This window comes from Glycomyces sp. NPDC046736 (genome assembly GCF_040645615.1).
In the GTDB taxonomy this organism is placed as follows: domain Bacteria; phylum Actinomycetota; class Actinomycetes; order Mycobacteriales; family Micromonosporaceae; genus Glycomyces.
The window spans coordinates 1-22,568 of the sequence record NZ_JBEYYO010000002.1; the positions used below are offsets into that span (position 1 = coordinate 1).

24 protein-coding genes are annotated in these 22,568 nt (G+C 70.7%); 11 read left to right on the plus strand and 13 right to left on the minus strand.

Annotated features, from left to right (window positions below; all coding sequences use genetic code 11):
* Nucleotides 1-340: 340 nt before the first annotated feature.
* A complete protein-coding gene (locus AB0B28_RS01835; protein ID WP_360114855.1) occupies nucleotides 341-667 on the plus strand; it encodes a hypothetical protein in 327 nt (108 codons plus the stop codon).
* Nucleotides 668-671: 4 nt separating this feature from the next.
* Here the strand turns inward: AB0B28_RS01835 and AB0B28_RS01840 are convergent, their stop codons facing one another.
* Nucleotides 672-1,334 carry a pentapeptide repeat-containing protein gene (locus AB0B28_RS01840; protein WP_360114858.1) on the minus strand — a complete coding sequence of 221 codons (663 nt, stop codon included), beginning with the start codon at nucleotides 1,332-1,334 and terminating at the stop codon, nucleotides 672-674.
* A gap of 77 nt (nucleotides 1,335-1,411) precedes the next feature.
* Nucleotides 1,412-1,981, minus strand: a complete 570-nt coding sequence (locus AB0B28_RS01845) for a CGNR zinc finger domain-containing protein (RefSeq protein ID WP_360114861.1) — start codon at nucleotides 1,979-1,981, stop codon at nucleotides 1,412-1,414.
* Nucleotides 1,982-2,061: 80 nt separating this feature from the next.
* Here AB0B28_RS01845 and AB0B28_RS01850 point away from each other — a divergent pair, with 80 nt between their 5' ends.
* Nucleotides 2,062-3,078, plus strand: coding sequence for a DMT family transporter (locus AB0B28_RS01850; RefSeq protein ID WP_360114864.1), 1,017 nt, complete (start codon nucleotides 2,062-2,064; stop codon nucleotides 3,076-3,078).
* 151 nt (nucleotides 3,079-3,229) lie between these two features.
* Nucleotides 3,230-4,216: a DUF1731 domain-containing protein gene (locus AB0B28_RS01855; RefSeq protein WP_360114867.1), complete on the plus strand. Its 987-nt coding sequence runs from the start codon at nucleotides 3,230-3,232 to the stop codon at nucleotides 4,214-4,216.
* A 124-nt stretch (nucleotides 4,217-4,340) separates the two neighbouring features.
* On the opposite strand, the gene AB0B28_RS01860 is transcribed toward AB0B28_RS01855, so the two are convergent.
* The 3 genes from AB0B28_RS01860 to AB0B28_RS01870 form a co-directional block, all read right to left on the minus strand.
* A complete protein-coding gene (locus tag AB0B28_RS01860) occupies nucleotides 4,341-5,000 on the minus strand; it encodes a YoaK family protein (RefSeq protein WP_360114870.1) in 660 nt (219 codons plus the stop codon).
* Nucleotides 5,000-6,343: a choice-of-anchor A family protein gene (locus tag AB0B28_RS01865; protein WP_360114873.1), complete on the minus strand. Its 1,344-nt coding sequence runs from the start codon at nucleotides 6,341-6,343 to the stop codon at nucleotides 5,000-5,002. The genes AB0B28_RS01860 and AB0B28_RS01865 overlap by 1 nt, the downstream gene beginning before the upstream one ends.
* A 475-nt stretch (nucleotides 6,344-6,818) precedes the next feature.
* Nucleotides 6,819-7,721 (minus strand): TetR family transcriptional regulator, encoded by a 903-nt coding sequence (locus tag AB0B28_RS01870; protein WP_360114876.1) that lies wholly within the window; start codon nucleotides 7,719-7,721, stop codon nucleotides 6,819-6,821.
* A 74-nt stretch (nucleotides 7,722-7,795) separates the two neighbouring features.
* Here AB0B28_RS01870 and AB0B28_RS01875 point away from each other — a divergent pair, with 74 nt between their 5' ends.
* Together AB0B28_RS01875 and AB0B28_RS01880 are read left to right on the plus strand one after the other, a co-directional pair.
* Complete coding sequence (locus tag AB0B28_RS01875; RefSeq protein WP_360114879.1) at nucleotides 7,796-9,022, plus strand: MFS transporter; 1,227 nt, start codon at nucleotides 7,796-7,798, stop codon at nucleotides 9,020-9,022.
* 12 nt (nucleotides 9,023-9,034) lie between these two features.
* Entirely contained in the window at nucleotides 9,035-9,424 is a 390-nt protein-coding gene (locus tag AB0B28_RS01880; RefSeq protein WP_360114882.1) for a carboxymuconolactone decarboxylase family protein, read from the plus strand.
* Nucleotides 9,425-9,469: 45 nt separating this feature from the next.
* Here the strand turns inward: AB0B28_RS01880 and AB0B28_RS01885 are convergent, their stop codons facing one another.
* Nucleotides 9,470-10,591, minus strand: a complete 1,122-nt coding sequence (locus AB0B28_RS01885; RefSeq protein ID WP_360114884.1) for a DUF5925 domain-containing protein — start codon at nucleotides 10,589-10,591, stop codon at nucleotides 9,470-9,472.
* A 257-nt stretch (nucleotides 10,592-10,848) separates the two neighbouring features.
* Between AB0B28_RS01885 and AB0B28_RS01890 the strand changes: the two genes are divergently transcribed.
* The 3 genes from AB0B28_RS01890 to AB0B28_RS01900 all read left to right on the plus strand — a co-directional run bounded on the left by AB0B28_RS01890 (nucleotide 10,849) and on the right by AB0B28_RS01900 (nucleotide 15,018).
* Nucleotides 10,849-12,903 (plus strand): cytochrome c oxidase assembly protein, encoded by a 2,055-nt coding sequence (locus tag AB0B28_RS01890; protein ID WP_360114887.1) that lies wholly within the window; start codon nucleotides 10,849-10,851, stop codon nucleotides 12,901-12,903.
* A gap of 66 nt (nucleotides 12,904-12,969) precedes the next feature.
* The gene (locus AB0B28_RS01895; protein ID WP_360114890.1) at nucleotides 12,970-14,121 is read left to right on the plus strand and encodes a PLP-dependent transferase; all 1,152 of its coding nucleotides are present in this window, start codon (nucleotides 12,970-12,972) and stop codon (nucleotides 14,119-14,121) included.
* Between the two features lie 108 nt (nucleotides 14,122-14,229).
* Nucleotides 14,230-15,018 carry a class I SAM-dependent methyltransferase gene (locus AB0B28_RS01900; RefSeq protein WP_360114893.1) on the plus strand — a complete coding sequence of 263 codons (789 nt, stop codon included), beginning with the start codon at nucleotides 14,230-14,232 and terminating at the stop codon, nucleotides 15,016-15,018.
* Here AB0B28_RS01900 and AB0B28_RS01905 read toward each other — a convergent pair.
* From AB0B28_RS01905 to AB0B28_RS01925, 5 genes are all read right to left on the minus strand, one after another.
* The gene (locus AB0B28_RS01905) at nucleotides 15,015-15,590 is read right to left on the minus strand and encodes a hypothetical protein (protein WP_360114896.1); all 576 of its coding nucleotides are present in this window, start codon (nucleotides 15,588-15,590) and stop codon (nucleotides 15,015-15,017) included. The two genes, AB0B28_RS01900 and AB0B28_RS01905, sit on opposite strands and share 4 nt — an antisense overlap.
* Before the next feature lie 102 nt (nucleotides 15,591-15,692).
* A complete protein-coding gene (locus AB0B28_RS01910; RefSeq protein WP_360114899.1) occupies nucleotides 15,693-16,583 on the minus strand; it encodes a biotin-dependent carboxyltransferase family protein in 891 nt (296 codons plus the stop codon).
* On the minus strand, nucleotides 16,580-17,224 hold the full coding sequence (locus AB0B28_RS01915; RefSeq protein WP_360114902.1) for an allophanate hydrolase subunit 1: 645 nt from the start codon (nucleotides 17,222-17,224) through the stop codon (nucleotides 16,580-16,582). The genes AB0B28_RS01910 and AB0B28_RS01915 overlap by 4 nt, the downstream gene beginning before the upstream one ends.
* Nucleotides 17,221-17,964, minus strand: coding sequence for a 5-oxoprolinase subunit PxpA (locus AB0B28_RS01920; RefSeq protein ID WP_360114905.1), 744 nt, complete (start codon nucleotides 17,962-17,964; stop codon nucleotides 17,221-17,223). Before AB0B28_RS01920 ends, AB0B28_RS01915 begins: the two co-directional genes overlap by 4 nt.
* A 320-nt stretch (nucleotides 17,965-18,284) precedes the next feature.
* Nucleotides 18,285-18,725, minus strand: coding sequence for a DUF1707 domain-containing protein (locus AB0B28_RS01925; RefSeq protein WP_360114908.1), 441 nt, complete (start codon nucleotides 18,723-18,725; stop codon nucleotides 18,285-18,287).
* Between the two features lie 81 nt (nucleotides 18,726-18,806).
* Here AB0B28_RS01925 and AB0B28_RS01930 point away from each other — a divergent pair, with 81 nt between their 5' ends.
* Nucleotides 18,807-19,997, plus strand: coding sequence for an NADH-quinone oxidoreductase subunit D (locus AB0B28_RS01930; protein WP_360114911.1), 1,191 nt, complete (start codon nucleotides 18,807-18,809; stop codon nucleotides 19,995-19,997).
* A gap of 4 nt (nucleotides 19,998-20,001) precedes the next feature.
* On the opposite strand, the gene AB0B28_RS01935 is transcribed toward AB0B28_RS01930, so the two are convergent.
* On the minus strand, nucleotides 20,002-20,655 hold the full coding sequence (locus tag AB0B28_RS01935; protein ID WP_360114914.1) for a hypothetical protein: 654 nt from the start codon (nucleotides 20,653-20,655) through the stop codon (nucleotides 20,002-20,004).
* Between the two features lie 91 nt (nucleotides 20,656-20,746).
* On the opposite strand from AB0B28_RS01935, the gene AB0B28_RS01940 reads away from it, so the two are divergent.
* Both AB0B28_RS01940 and AB0B28_RS01945 read left to right on the plus strand, forming a co-directional pair.
* Nucleotides 20,747-21,634 carry a sigma-70 family RNA polymerase sigma factor gene (locus AB0B28_RS01940; protein WP_360114917.1) on the plus strand — a complete coding sequence of 296 codons (888 nt, stop codon included), beginning with the start codon at nucleotides 20,747-20,749 and terminating at the stop codon, nucleotides 21,632-21,634.
* Between the two features lie 73 nt (nucleotides 21,635-21,707).
* On the plus strand, nucleotides 21,708-22,136 hold the full coding sequence (locus AB0B28_RS01945) for a carboxymuconolactone decarboxylase family protein (RefSeq protein ID WP_360115899.1): 429 nt from the start codon (nucleotides 21,708-21,710) through the stop codon (nucleotides 22,134-22,136).
* 102 nt (nucleotides 22,137-22,238) lie between these two features.
* Here AB0B28_RS01945 and AB0B28_RS01950 read toward each other — a convergent pair whose 3' ends face one another.
* Nucleotides 22,239-22,550: a DUF1416 domain-containing protein gene (locus tag AB0B28_RS01950; RefSeq protein WP_360114919.1), complete on the minus strand. Its 312-nt coding sequence runs from the start codon at nucleotides 22,548-22,550 to the stop codon at nucleotides 22,239-22,241.
* Between the last annotated feature and the right edge of the window lie 18 nt (nucleotides 22,551-22,568).

Below are 22,568 nucleotides of genomic sequence, written 5' to 3' on the forward strand. Positions count from 1 at the left end.
CTGCCGCCTGCCGCCTGCCGCCTGCCGCCTGCCGCCTGCCGCCTGCCGCCTGCCGCCTGCCGCCTGCCGCCTGCCGCCTGCCGCCTGCCGCCTGCGCTTCGCTGCGGCGCCGAGCCGAGTCGCGCGTACGCTCGCCGCCGTCCCGCCGTCCCGCCGTCCCGCCGTCCCGCCGTCCCGCCGTCCCGCCGTCCCGCCGGGTGGGGTGGTGGTTGGTTTTGGGTTTGGTGGAGTCGGGCATTCGGCGGTTCGGGGGCTGTTCGCCTCTTAGGTTGGAGGGCGGCTCGGCTCGGTGACGCCCGTGGGCGTGGCTGGGCCGTGTATCGGAGTTGAGGGAGGGTGTATGAGCGACTTCGCGTTTGCGGGGAAGAGTTTTGAGATTCGGCTCGACAACGGGGTGGTGTTCTTCAACAGTTATGGCCCCGAGGGGAACCGGCTCCTCTACGAAGAGGTCGACGGTGTGGCCGAGAGCGGTTCCGAGGAGGTTGAGCTGTCGGTCGGGGAGGTCGCCAAGGGGATCTATCTGCTCGGGTGGAACGAGGTTTCGGGCGCGACCGTCAGTCAGGTGCTCGACTTCAACAAGGGCACCGTGACCGGCTACTGGTCGGTCGATGCTGGTGGCAAGCGCACCGGGGAGGTGCGTTCCGGCGTGTTCCGGGAGGTGAAGTAGCCGGTCAGGCCAGGGTGAATCCTGCCGCTTTCGCGAGTTCTCCGGCGATCTCTACGGCCTGGTCGGGAGTGATGAGCGTGCCTCGCAGGCTCATCAAACCGGTGATGCCGTCGAGGTCGGAGCGGCGCATGTCGCAGCCCTTCGCGTTGGCGACTCGGGAGAAGTCCGCGCCCGGGAATGTGCAGTCGATGAAGACCGCTTTGGAGAAGTCGCCCAGGAAGGTCGCGTTCATGAAGCGGCAGCGTTCGAAGACCAGCGGTCCTTTGGCCGTGCCGATCGAGATTCCCGCGAAGTCCGCGCGGGAGTCGGCGATGTAGAGGTCCTGCGCCATCGCGAATTGCGCTTGCCAGCCCACCAGTTGGCTGTCGGTGATCTCGACCCGGCGCGCGGTGGCCCGTTCCCAGCGGCCGTTGGAGAGGACCGACCGCTCCACGGTCACGTCCACGACCTCGAACGGCGAGATCGCGGTCTCCGAGAGGTCGACGTTGCGCAGCTGGGACTGTTCGAGGCTGCCGTCCAGGTGCGCGCCGGACCAGTCGGCGCCCTCGATGAGGTGCTCGCTCAGTTCGAAGTCGGATTCGGGGAGCTCGCCGAGGGGCCGGAGTCGGTCGGGTTCGACCAAGGGCCTGCGCATCGAGCGCTTGTCGTCGATCTTCCTGAACTTCACGGAGCCTCCTCGGTCGGCGCGGACTCCGGCAGGCTACGGGAGGCCACCGACATTCGAGGCGCCGGACGCTCCGAGGTTCAGCTCCCGGTTTCGCGGTTGCGTTCTCGGTGGGCGCGGACGCGCTGCTTGACGCCGCAGCGGTCGCCAGGGCACCAGCGGCGGCGCCCGCTCGGGTCGGCGAAGACGTCGCCGCAGTCGTCGGCGGCGCAGCGGCGCAGCTGCCGGGCGTCGTCGCCGCTGAGCATGAGCACCGCCTCGAGGGCGAGCCAGGACATCGCGGTCTCGACCGAGTGCGGTCCGGAGTGGCGAAGGCGCCCTTCGTCGACCCACGCGCGCGGCGGGGTGTACGGCTCGATGGCGCGGTTGGCTGCGGCCACGGCGGCGATCGGCGGGGCGGTGCCCGCGATCGCGGAGTCGGCCAGCGCCTGGAGCGCGTCGCGGGCCCAGCGGGCCAGGTCGAGATCGGCCTCGGTCACCTTGACCTCTGGTTCCGCTCCCATGCCCCGGCGCAGCCACTCGGCGAGGCGGCTGGTGTCCGACAGCCGCTCGAGGGGTTGAGTCGCATGTAGATCTGCTTGTGTCGCAATGAAATCGAGCCACGGACGGCCCGCGTGAAACGTGAACTCGCCAAGTGTGTCAATTTTCATCACGACACTGTAACAGCTTGACTTGTTACAAACTAGGGCGGAACGTTGTAACGAGATGAAGCGTTACAACTGGAGGTTCCATGACCGCGCACGTCGCCGCACCGCCCACCGCCTCCGCCACAACCGACTACCCGATCCCGCTCGCCACCCCCGCAGCAGTCGACACTCCCGCCGCCGTCACCACCACCACCACACTCTCCCCGCTCCAGCGCCACCCGTTCCTCCTCGGCCCCGGCCTCTCCATCGCCTTCGTGGTGATGTGGACCGGCGGCTACATCGCCGGCCCCATCGGCGTATCGGCGGCCAATCCACTCGCTCTCTGCTTCTGGCGCTTCGGCATCGCCGCAGCAGCCCTGACGCTCCTGGCGGTCCTCACCCGCGCGCGCTGGCCCGAGTCCCGCGCCGCGTGGGGCCAGGTCATCGCGACCGGCCTGCTCATGCAGGCCGGCATGTTCAGCTTCGCCTACCTCGGTCTCTCCCTCGGCGCTCCGGTCGCACTCGTCGCGATCGCCAACGGCGCCTCTCCCGTGCTCGTCGCACTCGGCGGCGTGCTGCTCCTGCGCGAACGCCTTCTACCAGTGCAATGGGGCGGCACTTTACTCGGCTTCGCCGGCCTGGCCCTGGCCGTCACCGGCGAATGGACCGGCTTCGCCATCGGCGCGGCCGCGCTGCTGCCGGTCGCGGGAGCGATCGCCTTCGCGGCGGGCACCCTCGTCCAGCGCCGGACGGGAGCCCGCATGGACCTGCGCTCCGGTTCGGCCATCCAGATGGCCGTGGCCGCCGCGGTCACCATGCCGCTCGCCATGATCTTCGAAGGCGGGCTCTACATCCCGGTCACCCAGACCACCGTGGGCGCCATCGCGTTCCTCGTCGTCGGCAACTCCGGCGCCGCTGCCGCGCTCACCTTCCTCATGCTCCGCCACCGCAAAGCCGCCGACTCCACCCGGCTGATGCTGCTCGTGGCCCCGCTCGCCACGCTCTCGGCCTGGCCGCTGTTCGGCCAGCTCCCGGGCCCGATGCTGTGGATCGGCCTAGCCGTAACCATCGTCGGGATCGCGCTGGCGACCCGCCATCCCCGACACGCAGCGACCACATAGGACTAATAGGTCGGGCGGTGCGCGAGTACCGCCCGACGCATTCCCATCGCATCCACCGCAGCCGATGCCGTAGTGGGCGAGACAACCTCCGAAAAATATTTGAACACGTTCAAGTACTGGCGTATCGTTGGCCGGGAAGGAGGAAGCCCTCATGAGAATCGTCATCCCCGGCGGGACCGGGCACCTCGGCGCCGTCCTCGAACGCGGCCTGCTCACCGCCGGACACCACCTCACCGTCCTCACCCGCAACCCCTCCAGGCCCCACCACCTCCACTGGGACGGCCGCACCCTCGGCCCCTGGGCCACAGCGATCGACGGCGCCGACGCGGTGATCAACCTCGCCGGACGCAGCGTCAGCTGCCGCCCCACCCCAAAGAACCTCGCGGCCATGACCGCCTCCCGCATCGACTCCACCCGCGTCGTCGGCCAGGCGATCGCCGCGTCCGCGCGGCCACCGGCCGTGTGGCTCCAGGCCAGCACCGCCACGATCTACGCCCACACCCACGGCTGCGCCAACGACGAGGCCACCGGCCTCATCGGCGGCACCGAACCCGACGCGCCCGCCCACTGGCGAGCGAGCATCGACCTCGCGCTGGCCTGGGAACGGGCCCTCGACGAGGCCGAGACGCCCGGCACGCGCAAAGTCGCGATGCGCTCGGCGATGGTGATGAGCCCCGATCGCGGCTCGGTCTTCGACGTCCTGTCGAAAATGTCGGCGCTGGGCCTCGGCGGACCGGTCGCGGGCGGGCGCCAGTTCGTGTCGTGGATCCACGAAGCGGACTTCACGCGCGCGATCGAGTTCCTCATCGGACGCGACGACCTGGCCGGACCGGTCAACCTCGCGGCCCCGCACCCGTTGCGCCAGAAGGACTTCATGCGCATCCTTCGGAGGTCGAGGGGCCACCTGATCGGGCTGCCCGCGACGAAGTGGATGGCCGAACTCGGAGCGTTGGCCCTGCGCACCGACACGGAACTGCTGCTCAAGAGCCGCCGAGTGATTCCCGGACGCCTCGAAGCGGCCGGGTACGAGTTCGACTACCCCGCATGGGAAGCCGCAGCACGGGACCTTGCCCGCCGGAGGCCGGACGCACGCCAGGTGGCGGGCGGGGCGGCCATGCTGCTCGCCAGCCGAGCCTGAATCAGAGCGGAAGCAGGGCGGCCGCCGGTGGGAAGGGTGGTCGTGCGGCGCGGTGGCGGCGATTGCGCCGGTCAGGCATCCGGCGCGAGCGCTCACCGCGCCTCGACCGGTGACTCGCCTCGCCTCAGGCCTTGTCGCGCCTTGCTTCGGTGAAGGCTGCTATCGCCATCGTCGCGGCCACTGCCGCTGCGCCCCAGCAGACTGCGCTGAACGACAACTCGTGCGCGATGGTGGCTCCGAGCCCGGCCGCGACCAGATACACGCCCCACACCCCGGCCTGGAGACGCGCCGAACGCAGGTCGTTCCTGTCGCCGGAGAGGTTGACCGACAAGGCGATCAGCGTCCCGGTGAGCACCGTCGTGGTCACCCCGGCCAGGCCGATCCTCGCCGCGTGGATGCTCTGCACGCCCATCGCGAACGCCGCCAAGGCGATCGAGAGCACGAACGTCCCCGAAAGCCCGGCCAGCGCGAGCACCACCACCTCGGCCACCAGCAGGAACGGCACGCCGAAACTGGTGAGCACGTGCCGCCGCGTCGTCAGTGACGCCAGCACCGCGCCCACCGAAAACCCGACCAGCGAGCACAATGGACCGAGTGCTGAGAGACCGTCCTCCCTGCCGGTGAGCTCGCCCGAGACGGCCACGGCGAGGAGGACGGCGTTCCCGGTCTGGTTCGCCACGAACTGCTGGCCGAGGCCGAGGAACCCGGCCCCGTCGACCGCGCCCGCGAGTGCGGTGAGCACGAGCGCGGTCCACGCGTGCGCAGGAGTGGCGTTGCGGGGCATCAGCCGCGGGCGGCCTTCTTGCGGCGCGAGGCCACGACGAGCACGACGGTGCCGACCGCGAGCAGCGCGCCAGCGGCGATGATCAACGGCCGCAAGGAATCACCGGTGGTCGTGAGCGAGCCGTTCCCGCCGTTGCCGCCGGGGCCCTCCGAGCTCGGCCCGGTCGAGTCCGACGGGCCGTTCGCGGGAGTCGAGGGAGTGTCCGAAGGGGTCGGTTCGACGTCGGAGTCGCACGAGAGCTCGGCCGAGAACGGCGCGTGGTGGATCTCGCCGCCGTTCTCGCCGACCTCGCCGAGGCTGGCGTTCTTCGCGATGATCTGGCCTTCCACGTTGGTGGGACTCACATCCGAGTAGTCGGCGTTCGGGGCGAGGATACTGCCCTGCCCCGTGTCGCCTCCGGCGATCCGCAGCCGTGTGGTGTCGCCGAAGTTCCACAGCAGGTACGGCGATTCGACGATGCTGATCGGCGACTGCGGCGCGACGACCCAGTCGAACTCGCCGCCCGTCCCCGAGGTGTCCACATTGATCAACAGCGGCGTGTCTGCCGAGGGGCGCACGCCCGGGAACACCAGGTCGGCCATGTTGTTCAGGTCCTCGCCGGTGACTTCGAGGACGTTGGTCTGCCCGGGCTCCAGGTCGATCCGGATCTGCTGGCCCGGGGCCACTTGGCCTTTGGCGACGGCCGCGCCGCTCGCGTCGCGCATCGTGACCGTGCTCGCGCACCCGACGAGGAGGGCCGAGTTCTCCCGCAACTGCGCGAAGGCCGCGTCGAAGTCGATCGGGGAGGTCGGACCGACCGAGGAGATCGGTTGCTGCGCGGTGAGTTCCACGCGTGGCGTGCTGTCGTACCCGGCGCCTTCGGAGACGAGGCGGGTGTTGACGCTCGCGCCGTTCTGGTCGGTGTTGAGCACGTCGGTGTCGGACAGGTCGCCCACTTTCACGTACCCGCCGTTGAGCACCTGCACGACCGAGGTCGCGGGGTCGACCCCGAAGTCGATCCGCCCGCCCACGACGAGCGCGCTGGGGGAGGAGTCGCCGGGCGCGGTGTAGGAACCGGTGCCGGTGTGGATCATGACGTTGTAGGAGCCCTCGATGAGCAGGTCGCCGCCGGTGGCGATCGGCCCTTCGGCCTCGGTGGAGGCCAGGACGGTCTGGTCCTCCACGAACGCGTTGAAGCCCAGCGCCGGGTCGAGCGGGTTGAGTGTGACGGTCGCGGCCTGCGCGAACGGCGCGGTCCCGGCGGTCCCGAGCGCGAGGACGGCGGCGACGCCCGCGGCCCCGAGCGCCGCGAGCCTCCAGGCGGTGCGGCGGACGTTCGGCGGTCGGTTCGATGTGTGCTGCAAGGTTGTCCCCTGGGATGGTCGACGGTCGGTGGCGGCGGGGGAACCGCGAACGAGCCTAACCGCGAGAGCGCTTGCGGCGGGTGAACGAAACACCTCAATGGGCAAACGGCTGCCCGAATCGGGGACGCGGGCCGGTGGGCGAGCGGAGCGAGGCGGCGCGGGAGTGTGGAGAACCAGGCGAGCGATCGCCCGGGCTGGCGAGGGGTGGGGAGAAGCGCGGAAAAGTAAACGATGAACGGCGGCCCGAGGCAGAAACGGCCCGGTGAGTGAGCGGGGCGAGGCGGTGCGGGAGTGCGGGTGACCGGTCGCCAGGGCTGGCGAGGGGGCGGGGCGCGGGAGCGTCAACGACGACCGGCGGCCCGAAGCGGAAACGGCCCGGTGAGTGAGCGAGGCGGGCGCGGCGGCGGCCTGGCGATTGGTCGCGCAGGCTTGTCGGGGCCAGAGCGATTGCGTCTGTTGGCGGGCGTGCCAGCGGTTATGCGGCCAGGAGTTTGAGGACCACTGGGCGGGAGATCGTGCCCGCTACCGATTTGGCGAGGTGGTTGGCGCTCGCTCCGGCGGCGTTCGCGCTTCGGAGGGCTTCGCCGAGCGCGGCTTTGGCGGCCTCGGTTTCGGCTTGGGCGCGGCGCAGTCGTTCGGCGGCGGTCGCGACCGGGTCGGCTGCACACGTGTCGTTCGCGGCGGTGTCGTTCAGAATCGCCGTGCCCGTGCCCGTGCCCGTGCCCGTGCCCGTGCCCGTGCCCGTGCCCGTGCCCGTGCCCGTGCCCGCGGTCAAGGTATTGACTGAGCCCGCTACCGCGTTTGCGGCTCCCTCCGCGAGGGGGATCAGGAAGGCCTTGATCGCCTCAGCATCGTTCGCCCTGTCGCCGAGCATCAGGTGCCGCAACTGCGGGACGAGGTTGATCCAGTTGGGGATCCCGCACAGCGCCAAGGCGAGCAGCGCGCCCTGGAAGGGGCCGTCGGTCCCGAAGCGTTCGGCCACGCCTTCGCGCTTCTCGCGCGAGTGCTGGTCGCGCCAACCATCCACGTCGTGGGCGTCGTCGCCGCGGTGCAGCGCCTCCCATACGAGCAGTCTGAGCAGCTGGGGGTGTTCGCGGTGGTAGTCGTAGAGGCGGCCGACGAAGTCCCCGGCGCTGTGGGAGCGCCACAGCGGGACCACGGTCTCGGCGAACTCCTGCATGACGTCGACCAGGACCGCGTCGAACAGCTTGTCCTTGCTGCCGAAGATCCCGTAGATGCGCTCCTTGTTGACCCCGGCGCCCTCGGCGATGCGGTCGACGCGGGCGCCCGCGAGGCCGAGTTCGGCGAACTCCTCGCGGGCCGCGGTCATCAAGGCGGTGCGGGTGGCGTCGGAGCGTTTCCCCTCAGGTGTCGGCATGAGGCCTAGATTACCACGAACTAAACCAACTATTTGGTTGACAACGGCTCGGATGCGGGCCTAGATTTGCCGCCATGACAGCACCCACCATCGCGTCATCCACCCACGCTGACGCGCCGCGTCCGGCCCCCGGCGCCCCGACCGCCTTCGCCTCGGCGGGGCGGACCGTGCCGGTCTTCGCGCTCGCGGCCCTGCTCGCCACCGGCCAGATGTACGTCCCCATCCCGATGTTCGCCGAGATGGAGGCCTCGTGGAACGTCGGCCTCAACTCCATGACCTGGATCATCAGCGCCTTCGCGTTCGGTTACGCCGGGGGCTTCGTGCTCTTCGGCCCGATGGCCGACCGCTTCGGCCAGAAACGCGTCATGCTCATCGGCCTCACCGCCGCCGGGGTGGTCACACTGTTGACCAGTCTGGCGCCGAGCCTGGCCGTCGCGATCCCGCTGCGCATCGCGCAAGGCCTGATCGTCGGCGCGATCCCGCCCGCGATGACCGCGTACGCGACCTCTCGCATCGCCCCAAGGCGCCGCGCCGTCGCGGTCACCACCATCATCACCTCGTTCCTCGCGGCCACGGTGATCGCGCAGCTCATCTCCCAGACCGCGGTCCAGTACGCCGACTGGCGCTGGGTGTTCGCGGCCTCGGCCGCCCTGTTCGCCCTCACGGCCCTCGTGGTCTGGCGGGTCATGCTCCCCGACGCTCCCCCCGGCCCGGGCCGCCTCTCCGCGAGCTACGCGGCCATCCCGCGAGTGCTGCGCCTGCGGCGGCTCCTGCCGCTGCTCGGGGCGGGCTCGCTGGCGATGTCGGTCATGGTCGCGGTCTACACCGGCATCGAACTGACCGGGATCGTCACCGGCTCAGGGGAACTGCTCGCGCTGCGGGCCAGCGCCCTGCCGGTGATGATCGCGCTGCCACTCATCGCGATCCCTCTGGCGCGCTTGGCGAAGCCGACGCAGATCCTGGTCGGCACGATCGTGGCCGCGGCCTCGATGGTCGCCGCCGTGTTCGCCTCGGGTCACATTGTGCTGCTTGCTGTCCTGCTCGCGGTGCTCGTGGGCGGCCTGGGCGTCGTGGCCCCGGCGACCACGCAGACGGCCGGGGAGCTCGGCGGCGAGCACCGCGCGGCCGCGTCCTCGGTCGCGATGTTCAGTTTCTACGTGGGCGCGACCGCCGGGCCGCTGGTCGCACGCGCCACGGCCGGGCATGGGTTCGCGGCGCTGGCCTGGACCCTTGCGGGGATGATGCTGCTTGCAGCAGGATTGGCCTTGTGGGGCAAGCGGATGCAGGCCTCACAGGATTAAGGAGTATCCCTGATGGATCATCATGGTGAACGCTACGAGCGCGGATACAAAGCGCTCCAGCAACTCTCGGGCGAGGCCGAGCCGACCGCGATCTCCTCGCTCGCCGACATCGCCCCCGAGCTGGGCCGGTTCATCGCCGAGTTCGCTTACGGGGACGTCTATTCGCGGCCGGGGCTCGAACCCCGCGACCGCCAGCTCGTGACCCTCGGCGCACTGGCCGCGCTGGGCAACGCCGCCCCGCAGCTGCGCTACCACATCAACGGCGCCCTCAACGCCGGTTGCACACGTGAGGAAGTGGTCGAGGCGCTCATGCAGATCGCGGTGTACGCGGGCTTCCCTGCGGCCATCAACGCGCTTGGGCACGCCGAGGCGGTGTTCGCCGAGCGCGACGCCGAGCAGTAGACGAGGGACGGGCGGCGGGTCTCCCCGCCGCCCGTCCTCGTGTGTCTACAGGTATTGGCCGACCTGTTGGGGGATGGGCGAATCCGAGCGGTGGGGCTCGGTGCCGCCGCGTCGCGCGTACAGTTCGGCGAGCGTCATCGGCTCGGTGACGGTCTCGCCGTCGAGCCAATCGGTCGCCTCCAGTGTGGACAGAGCACCGACCTCGATCTGGGCGAGGCACCGGCCAGGGCGGACCACGGCCGGGTGCAACCGGTCGAGGCGCTCGTTGGTGGTGATCGCGACCATGATCTCGCGGCCTTGGCCCAGCAGGCCGTCGGTGAGGTTGAGCAGGCGCGCGAGCGACTGGCCCGAGGCCTCCTTGGCCTCGCCGCGGATCAGCTCGTCGCAGTCCTCCAGGACCATCAGCCGCCACTGCGGCTTGCGGGCCTCGCCGGATTCCAGGTCGGCGTCCATCGACAGGTCCATTTCGGACCCGATGATGACCTCCATGAGATACGAAGGGTCCGAGAAGAACGCCTCCGGGTCGAGCACGGTGTCGACCTGGCACCACGGCGCCCACTCGCGCGCCAGCGCCCGCAGCGCCGTGGTCTTCCCCGTCCCGGGCGGGCCGTGCAGCAGCACCAGCCGCCCCGTGACGTCAGAGGAACGCGTGGCCATCAGCTTCCCCAGCGCCGAGGCGGCGCTGGAAGAGTAGTTCTGCTCGATCTCGGGCCACTGCGGGGCGCTGATCGACCGCGTGGACCGGAACGGCCCGCGCGCCGAGCGGTACCAGAAACCCATGTCGACCTTGTCCTCGCGCGGCTCCTCGGCGGTGCCGGTGCGATCGGTCACGAACGCGGCGATCTCCTCGGCGCGCTCACGCGTGACAGCGGTCACGAGCGCCTGCCCGGAGCCGTCGCGCCACCGCTGCCACCGCAGGGTCCAATCCTCGCCGGTCACCAACTGGAGAAAAGAAGTCCCCGAAATCGACCGAACGAGTGAACCGCCCTCAGGTATGAGATCGGCGTCCTCCGCGACCAGGTCCAACCCCCGCGCCACCGCGTGCGGCTGCGCGCCACTCACATACGCCTCCAGGGCCATGAGGTTCAGCACATTCGACGGGTCATCGCCCCCGTCCAGCGTGAAGTGCATATTGCCGAGCACGCCACCCCCCTGAAGCAGGTTCATGATCTCACCGCGTCTTTCGATGATTCCCATCGCGATCCACCATAGAAAACTACGGGCCCGCCCACCGCGCCAGACGATGCGCGACTGCGCCTGAGTACGACGCCGCCGAGGTACGACGCTGCGAACGGTTCACCGTGATCGTGTCTTATGAGCCCGACTCGACTGGCCGCCGCCTTCGGGGCGCGCCTGGGAGTTGTCGGAGATAACTGCCCCACCCGGTGGGGCGTGAGCTGGATTAATCAGCCATGCTGGGTGACGTGACCGCATCGACCGAGACCAGCCAAAACACCGCCGCTACCATACCTGGCGGCGGCGTGGGGTCCCGAAGCGGCCCCGAGCAGGGCCCGAGGCGCGGCAGGCGCCTCCTGGCCGTCTGCGCGGCGATCCTCACCGGCCTGGCCGCGGCCGTGGCCGCCCTCGACCTCGGCGGTGCGGTCGACGTGGCCGACATCCCCGGCCTGGCCGCCCCCGACCCCACCGTCACCTGGGCCGCCGGTCTCCTCAAATACGCGTACGACCTCGCGATGCTCGCCGCCGTCGGCTGCACCATCGCCGCCGCGTGCTTCCTGCCCGGACGCGAAGGCGACCGCACCCGCTTGGCCGCGCAATCGTGGCGGTGGCTGCGCATCGGCGCGATCGGGGCGGCGCTGTGGGCCGTCGTCGCGCTCGTCAGCATCCCCGTCGACTTCGCGAACACCTTCGCCCGCCCCCTCGACCAGGTCACCCTCCCCGGCGTGTGGTCCTACGTCGCCCAATACGAGCAGGGCCAAGCCCTCGGCCTCACCGCGCTCCTGGCCACTACCGCCGCGATCATCGCCGCCCGCGTCTTCACCGTCCCCGGCGCGTTCGGCGCCGCCGCGTTCGCCCTCGCCGCGACCGTGCCCACGATCTTCACCGGCCACTCGGCCTCCAACGGCAACCACCAGATCGCCGTCGACGGCCTCCTCATCCACGTCGTGGCCGCCGCGTTCTGGGCCGGAGGCCTTCTGGCGCTGTTCATCGCCCGCCGCGACCCGGCCGTCGCCGCCCGCCGCTACTCCTTCGCCGCCGCGCTCGCCTACCCCGCGGTCGGCGCGTCCGGCCTGATCGTGTTCGCCGCCAACGTCGACATCGCCGATTTGTGGCAGACCCCGTACGGGCGCATCGCGCTCGCCAAGATCGCCGTCCTGGCCGTCGGCGGCGTCCTCGGCTGGGCCCACCGCCGCCGCACCCTCCCCCTCGTCCAGACCGGCGACCGCCGCGCGTTCGGCCGCCTCGCCGCGGTCGAACTCGTGCTCATGGCCGTCGCGTTCGGCCTCGCCTCGTCCCTGTCGGTGACACCGCCGCCCGCGAGCGAACTGCCCGACCCCAACACCGCGCTCCTCGGCTTCTCCACGCCAGGGCCGGTGACGTTCACGTCCGTGGCCCTCGACTGGTACCCCTCGATCCTGTTCTGCGCCATCGCGATCACCATGACCGGCTTCTACATCGCCGGAGTCGCGCGCCTGAAGCGCCGCGGCGACGCCTGGCCCTGGTACCGCACCGCCCTGTGGATCGCCGGATGGGCCGTCGTGGTCGGCGTGACCTCCACCGGCCTGTCCAAATACGGGATGGTCCTGTTCAGCGCCCACATGATCCAGCACATGGCGCTCAACATGCTCGCCCCGATCCTCCTCGTCATCGCCGCGCCGGTCACCCTCGCGCTGCGGGCCCTCACACCCGACCGCGCCGGCGGGCCCCGCGAATGGCTCCTCGCCGCCGTCCACAGCCGCTGGTCGCGCCTGGTCTCCCAGCCGCTCGCGGCGCTGTTCATCTACCTGACCAGCCTCTACCTCATGTACTTCACCGGGATGTTCGAGTGGGCCATGCGCTCGCACTTCGGGCACCTGTTCATGACCGCGCACTTCCTCGCCGCCGGGACGCTGTTCTTCTGGGTCATCATCGGCCCCGACCCGAAGCCGCGGCCGCTGAGCTACCCGGCGAAAGTCCTGCTCTACTTCGTGTCGATCGTGTTCCACGCGATCTTCGGCCTCACCCTCATGATGGGCACCGACCTCATCGCCGCCTCCTGGTACACCCAGATCGCCCTCCCGTGGGTCGGCGACCTCCTGGCCGACCAGCGCGCCGGCGGCGGCATCGCGTGGGCCTTCGGCGAGATCCCCAGCCTCATCATCATCGGCGTCCTCATCGCCCAATGGACGCGCGCCGAAGACCGCGAAGGCCGCCGCCTCGACCGCATCGCCGAACGCGCCAGCGCCTCCGGCCGCCCCGAGGACGACCCCCACGAGGTCTACAACGCCTACCTCGCCAGCCTCGACCAGGAACGCCGCTGAACCCAGTCACCTGACCCAGTCGAACGACCGTTGCCGCCCACCGGCCCCGGCCGTATCGTCGGGGCCATGAGCGAAGCGCGATTCGAGACCCTCGCCGTCCACGGCGGCGAACCCCGGCCCACCCCCGACGGCGCCGTCGTCCAACCCATCTACCAGGGCACCGTGTTCGAGTCCCGCCCCGGCGACGACTACGACGACATCCAGTACCTCAGGCTCAACTCCACCCCGAGCCAGGAGTACCTGCACGGCAAACTCGCCGCCCTCGAAGGCACCGAGGCCGCGCTCGCCACCGCCTCCGGCATGGCCGCGATCACCACCACGCTGCTGGCCACCCTCAGCGCCGGGGACCACATCATCGCCGCCGGGGCGTTCTACGGCGGCACCCACCACTTCCTCACCGAGCAGGCACCACGCCTGGGCTGGGACGTCGACTTCGTGGACCCGGGCGACCCCGACGCGTGGCGATCGGCCCTGCGACCGGGCACCAAAGCGTTCATCGTCGAGACCATCAGCAACCCGCTCGTGCGCGTGGCCGACCTCGCCGCGATCGCCTCCTTCAGCCGCGAACACGGCCTGACCAGCGTCATCGACAACACCTTCGCCACCCCGGTGCTGCTGCGGCCGCACTCGATCGGGTTCGACGTGGTCTGCCACTCGGCCACCAAGGCGCTCAACGGGCACTCCGACATCGTCGCCGGAGTCATCGCCGGGAGCGCCGAACACGTGGCGCGCATCCGGGCCGTGCTCAACCTTTACGGCGGCTGCCTCGACCCGCACGCGGGATTCCTGCTCGCCCGCGGACTCAAGACGCTCGCGCTGCGGGTGCGCCAGCAGAACGCGAACGCCTCAGCGCTGGCGCGGTTCCTGGAGGGCCACGAAGCGATCGCTCAAGTGAACTACCCGGGCCTGGAATCGCACCCCGACCACGCTCGGGCCGCGGCGCTGCTCGACGGGTTCGGGTCGATGCTGTCGTTCAGGCCCGCCGGAGGGGTCGAGGCCGCCGAGGCGCTGTTGAAGGGGCTGCGGTTGCCTTACACCGCACCGAGTCTGGGCGGGGTCGAGTCGCTGATCACGCGCCCGGCGCGGACCAGCCACGCGGGCATGAGCGCCGAAGAGCGCGCCGCAGAGGGAATCCACGACGACCTGATCCGGTTCTCCTCCGGCATCGAGTCCACAGAGGACTTGATTGCGGACTTTGCGCAGGCGCTGGGAGACTGATCGGCGAATTGTCCATAAACGAGCGATGACGACCCGTTGGCAAGCGTTCGCGCGCCGTTCATTAGTGTGGGCGGTGCGCGAACGTCGACCCGTGAAGGGGGCGAAGCCATGCGACGGTCCGACCGGATGCTCCTGCTCGAATTGACTGAGGGGCTGGGGGATCTCAGTGCCGCCGTGGCCGCACTGGGCGAGTCCCAGCAGCGGATCGAGCGGCGACTCGACGCGATCGAGGCCGAGGCGGCCGCGAACCGCAAGGCCGCCAAGGCGGCAGCTCGGGGCCTGTACGCGCAGGTCGAAGACCTCATGGCGCTGCAACAGGGCCTCGGGGTCGAAGCGCCGCTGCCGCGGATGCGCGGCTGGGCCGCAGGGCCGGAGCTGATGCGGTTCCTGTTCGAGGAAGTGGCCGCGCGCGGCGGGGCGCGAGTCCTCGAATGCGGATCGGGAACCTCCACTGTGGTTCTCGCTTACGCGTTGCGGGCCTTGGGTTCGGGCCGGGTGACGGCGCTGGAGCACGACCCGGCGTACGCGGCGCGGACACGGCGCGAGATCGCCGAGCGCGGGCTCGGCGAATGGGCCGAGGTGGTCGACGCGCCGCTCACCGCCGTCGACATCGACGGCGAGTCCTGGCGCTGGTACCTGCCCGCGGCCCTGCCCGGCGGCGAGATCGACGTCCTCGTGGTGGACGGCCCGCCGGGCCGCACGGGCCCGCAGGCGCGCTACCCGGCCCTGCCGGTGCTGTTGTCACAGTTGGGATCTGACGCGGCGGTGGTGCTCGACGACGCCGACCGCCCCGACGAGCGCGCCATCGTGGCCCGCTGGTGCGCGGACTTCGAGGAGTTCACCGCCGAGCGGCTGCCGTTCGAGCGCGGCGCGGTGGTGCTGCGCCGCGGACGTTAGAGCGTTTCGAGGCTCGCGAAGAGTTCGAGGAGCTCGTCGTGGCCGGTGCCGGACGGGTCGTTGGAGAAGCCGTAGAGGCCTGTGAACGCGGCCTCGCCCGAGACGACGATGATCATGCGGCCGTAGACGGGCCCGTGGACAGGGTCGGTCGCGGTCAGTTCGACCTCGTGCGCCTCGAATGCGCCGAGGCGGACCGATTCGGAGCGCAGCAGCTCGAAATCCACGGCCTCCGGCCGCATCAGCAGGGTGTGGTCCTCGGCGAGCAGTTCGGCCAGGACGGCCGGGTCCTGGCTGGGGGCCACCGGTTGGGAGAACGTGAACGCCACGGCCCCATGGGAACCGGCGTCGGCGCCGGAGGAGTACATGTCCCACCGGTCGTAGGAGGGGATCTCCTCCCAGCCCCGGGGCAGCTCGTAGGCGAGCCCGGCGCGTTCGTCCTCGACCCGTTCGAGCGGCAACACGAACCGGAGCACGGCGACTGCGACACCGGTCCCTATGAGCGCGAACAGGATCGCGTAGACGAGGACGGCGCCGCGCGTTCGGCGTCGCGGGGCCTGCGGGCCGTCGGTCATGGCGGTGCTCCAGGGGCGCTCGAGGGTGCCCCCATGCTATAGCCGCGGCGACGCGGCGTGCCTGGCCAGCGGGTCGCTCGGACGTTCGGGCCGCTGGCCAGCTCAGGCCCGCTTCCCCCAGTGCGGCAGTGGGATCGGGACGAAGCGGATGCTCGTGCCGGGCCTGGCCTGCGCGGCCGCGGCCCCGGCTTCGGCGCCGACGACGCCGATCACCGGATAGCCGCCCGTGGTCGGGTGGTCGGCGCCGAAGAGGATCGGCTGGCCGTTGGGGGGTACTTGGAGCGCTCCGGCCACGATGCCTTCGCTGGGCAGTTCCGTGGCGCCGTCGAGCCGCCGCAGGGACGGCCCTTCGAGGCGCAGGCCGATCCGGTTGGAGTGCTCCGAGACCGTCCAGACCCCGCGGGTCAGCTCCGCGACCGCTTCGGGCCGGAACCAGTCGAGCCTCGGTCCCAAGTGGAGTTTCATGACCAGTTCGTCGCCGATGCCCGACCACGGTGCGGGCCATTGGGTCGGCAGCGGCGGGTGGGCCAGGCTCGGGCCGAGCGGGACGCGGTCGCCGACTTTGAGCGGGGCCGGGCCGAGCCCGGAGAGCAGGCACGTGGAGTGCGAGCCGAGGCTCGACTTCGGGTGCAAACCACCGGAGAACGCGAGGTAGGAGCGGACACCGACCTCGGCGGGACCGGCATCGAGCACCGATCCGGCCTTGAGCTTGACCGGCTGCCCCCAGGATTCGGGGCGCCCGTCCACGGTCACGGCGCACGGCGCGCCGCCGACGACCACGGTCACGTTCCGGTGCGCCTTGACGGTGCAACCAGTCAATGTGGTCTCCAGAGCGCAGGCCCCGGTCGGGTTGCCCGCCAACTGGTTCGCGAGCCTCCATGAGGGCCGGTCGGCCGCCCCTGAGGGCGGTACTGCCAGGTGGCCCCAGCCCGGGCGGCCGGAGTCCTGGCAGGTGGTGAGCACGCCGGCTCGCAGGATCTCTATGTAGCTCATACCCTCACCGCCGCGAACCGGACCCGCGTCCCGGGCACCAGCAGCGCCGCGGGCTCGCGATGTTCATTCCACAATCGACCTGGATTGGTCATGGTCGCGATGAGTTGCCAGCCGCCGGGGCTCGACCGCGGGTAGACCCCGGTGTAGGGCCCGGCGATCGCGACCGACCCGGCGGGGACCGAGGTGCGCGGGTTTTCCCTGCGCGGGACCTGATACCGCTCGGGGAGCCCTTCGAGGTAGGCGAACCCGGGGGAGAACCCGCAGAACGCCGCCTCGTACTCCACTTCGGAGTGGATGTCGGCCACGTCGTCGGGTCGCACGCCCCACAGCGCGGCGACCGCTTCGAGGTCGGGTCCGTCGTAGCAGACCGGGATCTCGACGGTCTCGCCGCCGGTCTCGATCTCGTCGGTCAGGGGCCAGCCGGGCAGTTCGGCGGCGAGCAGTTCGGGTTCGTCGACCCCGCAGACGAGCACGGTGGTCGCGCCGGGCACCAGATCCGAGGCCTCCAGCAGCCCGGACATGCGGCGGGCCTGGAGGGATCGGTAACAGGCGCGCGCGGCGGCGGTCGTGCCGCAGTCGATCAGGATGGCTCGCGGTCCGGCCGGGAGGGGCCTGAGCCGAGTGTGCTTGGCGGTGCTCACGAGAAAGCCTCCACGTCGATGCCTTGTTCGTCCAATGCGGACCGTATCGCCGACGCGAGGGCGACCGCGTCCGGCCCGTCGCCGTGCACGCAGATCGACTCGGCCGCAACCGGAGTCGGGGTGCCGCAGGTCGCGGTCACCGAGCCCTTCTCGGCCAGTTCGAGCGCTTGGGCGAGCGCGGCCTCCGGCTCCAGGAGCGCGCCGGGCGCACCTCGTGCGACCAGGCGGCCGTCCTTCAGGTAGCCGCGGTCGGCGAAGGCCTCGCCGACCACGCGCATGCCCGCCTCGGTTGCGGCGCGGTCGAGTTCGTTGCCGCGCTGCGTCAAAACCACGCTCACCCCCGCCAGGCGCATCCCCTCGACGACCGCGGCCGCTTGGAGCGGGTCGCGTCCGGTCCGGTGGTAAAGGGCCCCATGGGGTTTGACATAGGCGACGTGTGATCCGGCGGCTTCGGCGAAGACCCGCAGCGCCCCGATCTGGTAGGCGACCTCGGCGGCCAGCTCGCCTGGCGGGACGTCGATCTCGCGCCGACCGAAGCCGGCGAGGTCGCGGTAGGAGACCTGAGCGCCGATGCGCACGCCCGCGGCGGCGGCCAGATCGCAGACCCGGCGCAGCGTGGGCGGGTCGCCGGCGTGGAAACCGCACGCCACATTCGCGCTCGTGACGATCCGCAGCAGCGCAGGGTCATCGGTGAGCTCCCAGCGGCCGAAACCCTCCCCCAGGTCAGCGTTGAGGTCCATGTGTCAACGGTACCGGATCACTCTTTCGGGTGCATTCTGCGCACTCGGGTGCTTGCGGCGACGATTCCTGTCGGTGGTGTCTGAAACGATCGCTTCCTCTTCCCCTCTTGGGAGGGTGGGGGTTTGGGATGGCATCCCCCCCCGCGCGAGAAAAAGCCGCCCACCGCCGCAAGCGGCGAGAGCGGCACGAGATCGAGAACCAGCGAGGCGGTTCGAAACACGGGCGGATCGGGCGGCGCGCTCTGCGCCGGGTTCGGCGCGGAACAGGCCCGCGGGGGCAGTCGCGCTCAGGGGCCGCGCCCGTCACCGAGTCCGAGGGGTCAGAACAGGCCCGCGAACGCGGCCACCACGAACAGCACCAGGATCACCAGGACCGCGATCGCCGCCCACAACAACAGCTCCGGCGCCACGAGGAACAGCACCAGGGCCGCGGCGATCGCGATCGCCACCGCCACGCCCACGATCCGCCACTTGCGGGCCGCCGGCTCCTGGCCCTCACGCAACTGCTGGTTGGCCTTCGACAGCGAAGGGGGCATCATCCGCGTCGGCTCGACCGGGCCGTCGGCGAACCCGGGCGGGGACAGCGCCTGGAGGTCCGACAGCAGCACGTCCAACTCCGAATAGGTGCGCGCGAGCATCGCCGCGTCCACCCGGTCCTGGTACTCGGCGACGTCGAGCCGCCCCTCCTCGACCGCCTGGCGCAACCGCTCCATGACGACCTGCCGGTCGGACTCCGAAGCGCGCATCTGATCGCGGTCCATGCGGTCACCTCCATAGTCGTCCGCTCCGTCTAAGGATGCCAGGGCCCGGCAAGCCCCGCCAAGGCAACGCCCGGTACGGACATGCCCGACGCGGCACTTCCCCAAACGCGGCGAAACTGCGACGATGGGGCGGTGACCGAACAGCAGATCGCCGTCGGCGTCGGCGCCGGAACCGAAGCGGCCGACATGGTGCTCAACATCGGCCCCCAGCACCCCTCCACCCACGGGGTCCTGCGCCTGCTCCTGCGCGTCGACGGCGAGCGCGTCACCGCCTGCGAACCGGTCGTCGGCTACATGCACCGCGGCGCCGAGAAACTCTACGAAGTGCGCGACTTCCGCCAGATCATGCTCCTGGCCAACCGGCACGACTGGCTCTCGGCGTTCTCCTCCGAACTCGGGGTCGCCCTCGCGGCCGAGCGTCTCGCCGACGTCGAGGTCCCCGAGCGGGCCGTGTGGCTGCGCATGGCCCTCGCCGAGATGAACCGGGTCCTCAACCACCTGATGTTCCTCGGCTCCTACCCGCTCGAGATCGGCGCGATCACCCCGATGTTCTACGCGTTCACCGAACGCGAACGCCTCCAAGCGGTCATGGAGGAGGCCAGCGGCGGCCGCATCCACTACATGTACAACTGCGTCGGCGGCCTCAAACAAGACGTCCCCGCAGGGTGGGAGGACCGGTCCCGCCGAGCCCTCGACGAGGTCGAGCACGGCATGGTGCGCCTGGACAAACTGCTGCGGCACAACGAGATCTTCGCGGCCCGCACCCAGGGCGTGGGCGTCCTCGACGCCGCGACGGCGGCCGCGTACGGCGTCACCGGGCCCGTCGCGCGTGCCAGCGGCCTCGACTTCGACCTGCGCCGCGACGAGCCCTACCTCGCCTACGCCGAACTCGACGTGCCCGTGGTGGTGCGCACCGAAGGCGACTGCCACGCCCGGTTCCTGTGCCTGCTCGACCAGGTCGCCGTCTCGATCGATCTCGCCCGCGCCTGCCTCGACCGGGCCGCCGCACTCGACGGGCCGGTGAACGTGAAGCTCCCGAAGATCTTCAAACCCCCGGTCGGCGAAACCTATGCGTGGACCGAGAACCCGTTGGGCGCCAACGGGTACTACCTGGTCAGCCGCGGCGAGAAGACCCCGTGGCGGCTCAAGCTGCGCACCGCCTCGTTCGCGAACGTGCAGGCGCTGGCCACGCTCATGACCGGGTGCCTGATCCCGGACATGATCGCGATCTTGGGGTCGATGTTCTTCGTGGTGGGCGACATCGACAAGTGAGACCTCAGGCGCAGGTGCCCGTCGTCTCCAGGACGCGGAACGGGGCGGCCTCGACGGCGGCCGTCCAGCTCGACAGGACTTCGCCGCCGGGGCACGGCACCGACCCGTACGCCCATGTCGCGTCGGCTTCGAAGGGCGGCTGGGGCGCGAACGAGGCGACCTGGCCCTCCAAGGGGCGGCAGCCGGTCGAAGCGCGCAGGACCACCGGTTCGGACCAGCGCCCGCCCGCGGGGTCGGCGCCGACGGTCGTGATCCGCAGGCTCACGAACGTGGCGGTGGTGCCCGACCACACGGCCTCCTTCGCATCCTCGGCCCGCTGGAGGGACCGCAGGGAGAACCGCTGGGCCAGCGCCTCGACTTGATCGACGGTCGCGCCGGAGATCTGCACGGTGCGCGACAGGGACAGGCCCGGCCGGGCCGGGGTGATCTCGCACGGTTCGGATTCGAGGGGCCCGGCGGCGAGGACCGCCGCGCCCGAGAGCGACCCGGCCGCCTCGCCGAGGGTCGCGTCCATGACCGCTCTTGCGGCGGCGGCGTCGACCTGTTCGGGGACGGTGGCGCGGGAGGCGGCGAACGCCGAGGCGAGGAGCAGCACCGCCCACACCGCGACCGCCGCGCGGAGGCGGCGGCGCCAGGTCGCCGACAGGTTCGAGAACACGAGAGACAGTCTGCCCTACCCGATCCGTGCGATGACGGTCACAATCCGCGATCCGGTGTCACACTCGGGAACCATGCCCCGTCCTCATCACATGCAACCGACGCGAGCGCGCACCGCGGCCGAGGCCGCCGCGGTCTTCGAGGGGCTCCGGCCCCGGCTCGTCGGCGTCGCCTACGGGCTGCTGGGGACGCTGCCCGAGGCCGAGGACGCCGTCCAGGATGCGTGGATTCGTTTGCAGCGCACCGATCTCGAAGCGATCGAGGATCTGACCGGCTGGCTCGTCACCACCACGTCGAGGCTCGCTTTGGACGTGCTGCGGTCGGCCCGCCACCGCCGGGAGGCCTACGTGGGCCCGTGGCTGCCCGAACCGGTCGAGACCGCCCCCGACCCGGCCGAGGCCGTCAGCCTCGCCGATTCGCTCTCCTGGGCGATGCTCGTGGTCATGGAGACGCTCAGCCCCGCCGAGCGGGCCGCGTTCGTCCTCCACGACGTGTTCGGCCTGCCCTTCGACGAGCTCGCGCGCGTCCTCGCCCGCACTCCCGCGGCCTGCCGAAAACTCGCCAGCCGCGCCCGTTCCCACATCGCCGAGCGCCGTCCCCGCTTCGACGCCGACCCCGAGCAGCACCGCGACCTGGTCGAAGCGTTCGTGCAGGCGACCGGCAGCGGCGACCTCGAAGGCCTCCTGCGCCTGCTCGACCCCGAGGCGGTGCTCGTCTCCGACGGCGGCGGCCGCGTCTCGGCGGCCCTGCGGCCCATCCACGGCGCCGACAAGGTCGCCCGCTTCCTCATCGGGGTCGACGCCCGTTACCCCGACTCGGTCAAGCGCACCACTCTCGTCAACGGCGGGCTCGCGCTGGTCATGATCAGCGGCGGCGCCGTCGCCACCGTCACCGCGCTCGGCATCCGGGGCGGGCGCATCACCACCCTCGACCTGGTTCGCAACCCCGACAAGTTCCACGGCCTCAACACTCGGCCCTGACCACGAAGGAGTCACCATGGAATCCCGACTCGCCTACCACGGCACCGAATTCGGCAAGGCCTACTACAAGGCCATGCTCGCCATCGAGAAGCTGTTCCACACCTCCTCGCCGATTCCACAGTCGACGATGGAGCTGGTCAAGTTGCGCGCCAGCCAGATCAACGGCTGCGGCCTGTGCACCGACATGCACTACAAGGACGCCGTGCACGCCGGTGAAGACCCCGAGCGGCTCAACCTCGTCACCGTGTGGCGCGAGGCCCCGGCCTTCACTGACGCCGAACGCGCCGCCCTGGCCCTGGCCGAGGAGTCGGCGCGCATCGCCGACAACCCGCACGGCGTCAGCGACGAGACCTGGGAAGCGGTCCGCAAGCACTACGACGACGAGCAGGCCACCGCCCTGGTCGCCATGTGCGCCCAGATCAACGCCTGGAACCGCGTCAACGTGATCCTCCGAGCCCCCGCCGGGTTCTACGACCCGGTCACCCGCACCTACAAGAAGTAGCAGCGAACGCCGAAGGGGCCCACCGCGAAAGCGGTGGGCCCCTTCTCGCTGCAAGGGACTGGGAAAAGCGAGCTGAGCCTCCCGAAACCGTCCCTGGCGGACTCAGCGGCTGACGGCGAGTTTCGTCTCGTTGAGGCCGCGGGCGGCCTCGATCTCGCCGGTGGCGTCGCCGTAGCGCGAAAGCGCACGGAGCGTCCACTTGCCGGGGGCGGCGAAGAACCGGAACCGGCCCCCTTCGCCGGTGACGACCTCGGCGGTGAACTCGCCGGTGCCGTCGAGCAGACGCACATAGGCGCCCTGGACCAGTTCGCCCTCGTCGGTGACGACCGTGCCGGTCAGCACGGTCTCCTTCGCGAGGTCGACCGACTCGGGCAGGGCGGTGTCCTGATCGGGTGCGGCGCAACTGTCGGACATGGTGTTCCTTTCCGTACC

What these genes read in the sequence shown, in the direction of transcription:
- AB0B28_RS01835 (WP_360114855.1), top strand. Translation starts at nt 341, where the DNA reads ATGAGCGACTTCGCGTTTGCGGGGAAGAGTTTTGAGATTCGGCTCGAC.
- AB0B28_RS01845 (WP_360114861.1), bottom strand. Translation starts at nt 1,981, where the DNA reads ATGAAAATTGACACACTTGGCGAGTTCACGTTTCACGCGGGCCGTCCG.
- AB0B28_RS01850 (WP_360114864.1), top strand. Translation starts at nt 2,062, where the DNA reads ATGACCGCGCACGTCGCCGCACCGCCCACCGCCTCCGCCACAACCGAC.
- AB0B28_RS01855 (WP_360114867.1), top strand. Translation starts at nt 3,230, where the DNA reads ATGAGAATCGTCATCCCCGGCGGGACCGGGCACCTCGGCGCCGTCCTC.
- AB0B28_RS01860 (WP_360114870.1), bottom strand. Translation starts at nt 5,000, where the DNA reads ATGCCCCGCAACGCCACTCCTGCGCACGCGTGGACCGCGCTCGTGCTC.
- AB0B28_RS01870 (WP_360114876.1), bottom strand. Translation starts at nt 7,721, where the DNA reads ATGCCGACACCTGAGGGGAAACGCTCCGACGCCACCCGCACCGCCTTG.
- AB0B28_RS01875 (WP_360114879.1), top strand. Translation starts at nt 7,796, where the DNA reads ATGACAGCACCCACCATCGCGTCATCCACCCACGCTGACGCGCCGCGT.
- AB0B28_RS01880 (WP_360114882.1), top strand. Translation starts at nt 9,035, where the DNA reads ATGGATCATCATGGTGAACGCTACGAGCGCGGATACAAAGCGCTCCAG.
- AB0B28_RS01885 (WP_360114884.1), bottom strand. Translation starts at nt 10,591, where the DNA reads ATGAACCTGCTTCAGGGGGGTGGCGTGCTCGGCAATATGCACTTCACG.
- AB0B28_RS01895 (WP_360114890.1), top strand. Translation starts at nt 12,970, where the DNA reads ATGAGCGAAGCGCGATTCGAGACCCTCGCCGTCCACGGCGGCGAACCC.
- AB0B28_RS01900 (WP_360114893.1), top strand. Translation starts at nt 14,230, where the DNA reads ATGCGACGGTCCGACCGGATGCTCCTGCTCGAATTGACTGAGGGGCTG.
- AB0B28_RS01905 (WP_360114896.1), bottom strand. Translation starts at nt 15,590, where the DNA reads ATGACCGACGGCCCGCAGGCCCCGCGACGCCGAACGCGCGGCGCCGTC.
- AB0B28_RS01910 (WP_360114899.1), bottom strand. Translation starts at nt 16,583, where the DNA reads ATGAGCTACATAGAGATCCTGCGAGCCGGCGTGCTCACCACCTGCCAG.
- AB0B28_RS01920 (WP_360114905.1), bottom strand. Translation starts at nt 17,964, where the DNA reads ATGGACCTCAACGCTGACCTGGGGGAGGGTTTCGGCCGCTGGGAGCTC.
- AB0B28_RS01925 (WP_360114908.1), bottom strand. Translation starts at nt 18,725, where the DNA reads ATGGACCGCGATCAGATGCGCGCTTCGGAGTCCGACCGGCAGGTCGTC.
- AB0B28_RS01930 (WP_360114911.1), top strand. Translation starts at nt 18,807, where the DNA reads ATGCCCGACGCGGCACTTCCCCAAACGCGGCGAAACTGCGACGATGGG.
- AB0B28_RS01940 (WP_360114917.1), top strand. Translation starts at nt 20,747, where the DNA reads ATGCAACCGACGCGAGCGCGCACCGCGGCCGAGGCCGCCGCGGTCTTC.
- AB0B28_RS01945 (WP_360115899.1), top strand. Translation starts at nt 21,708, where the DNA reads ATGCTCGCCATCGAGAAGCTGTTCCACACCTCCTCGCCGATTCCACAG.
- AB0B28_RS01950 (WP_360114919.1), bottom strand. Translation starts at nt 22,550, where the DNA reads ATGTCCGACAGTTGCGCCGCACCCGATCAGGACACCGCCCTGCCCGAG.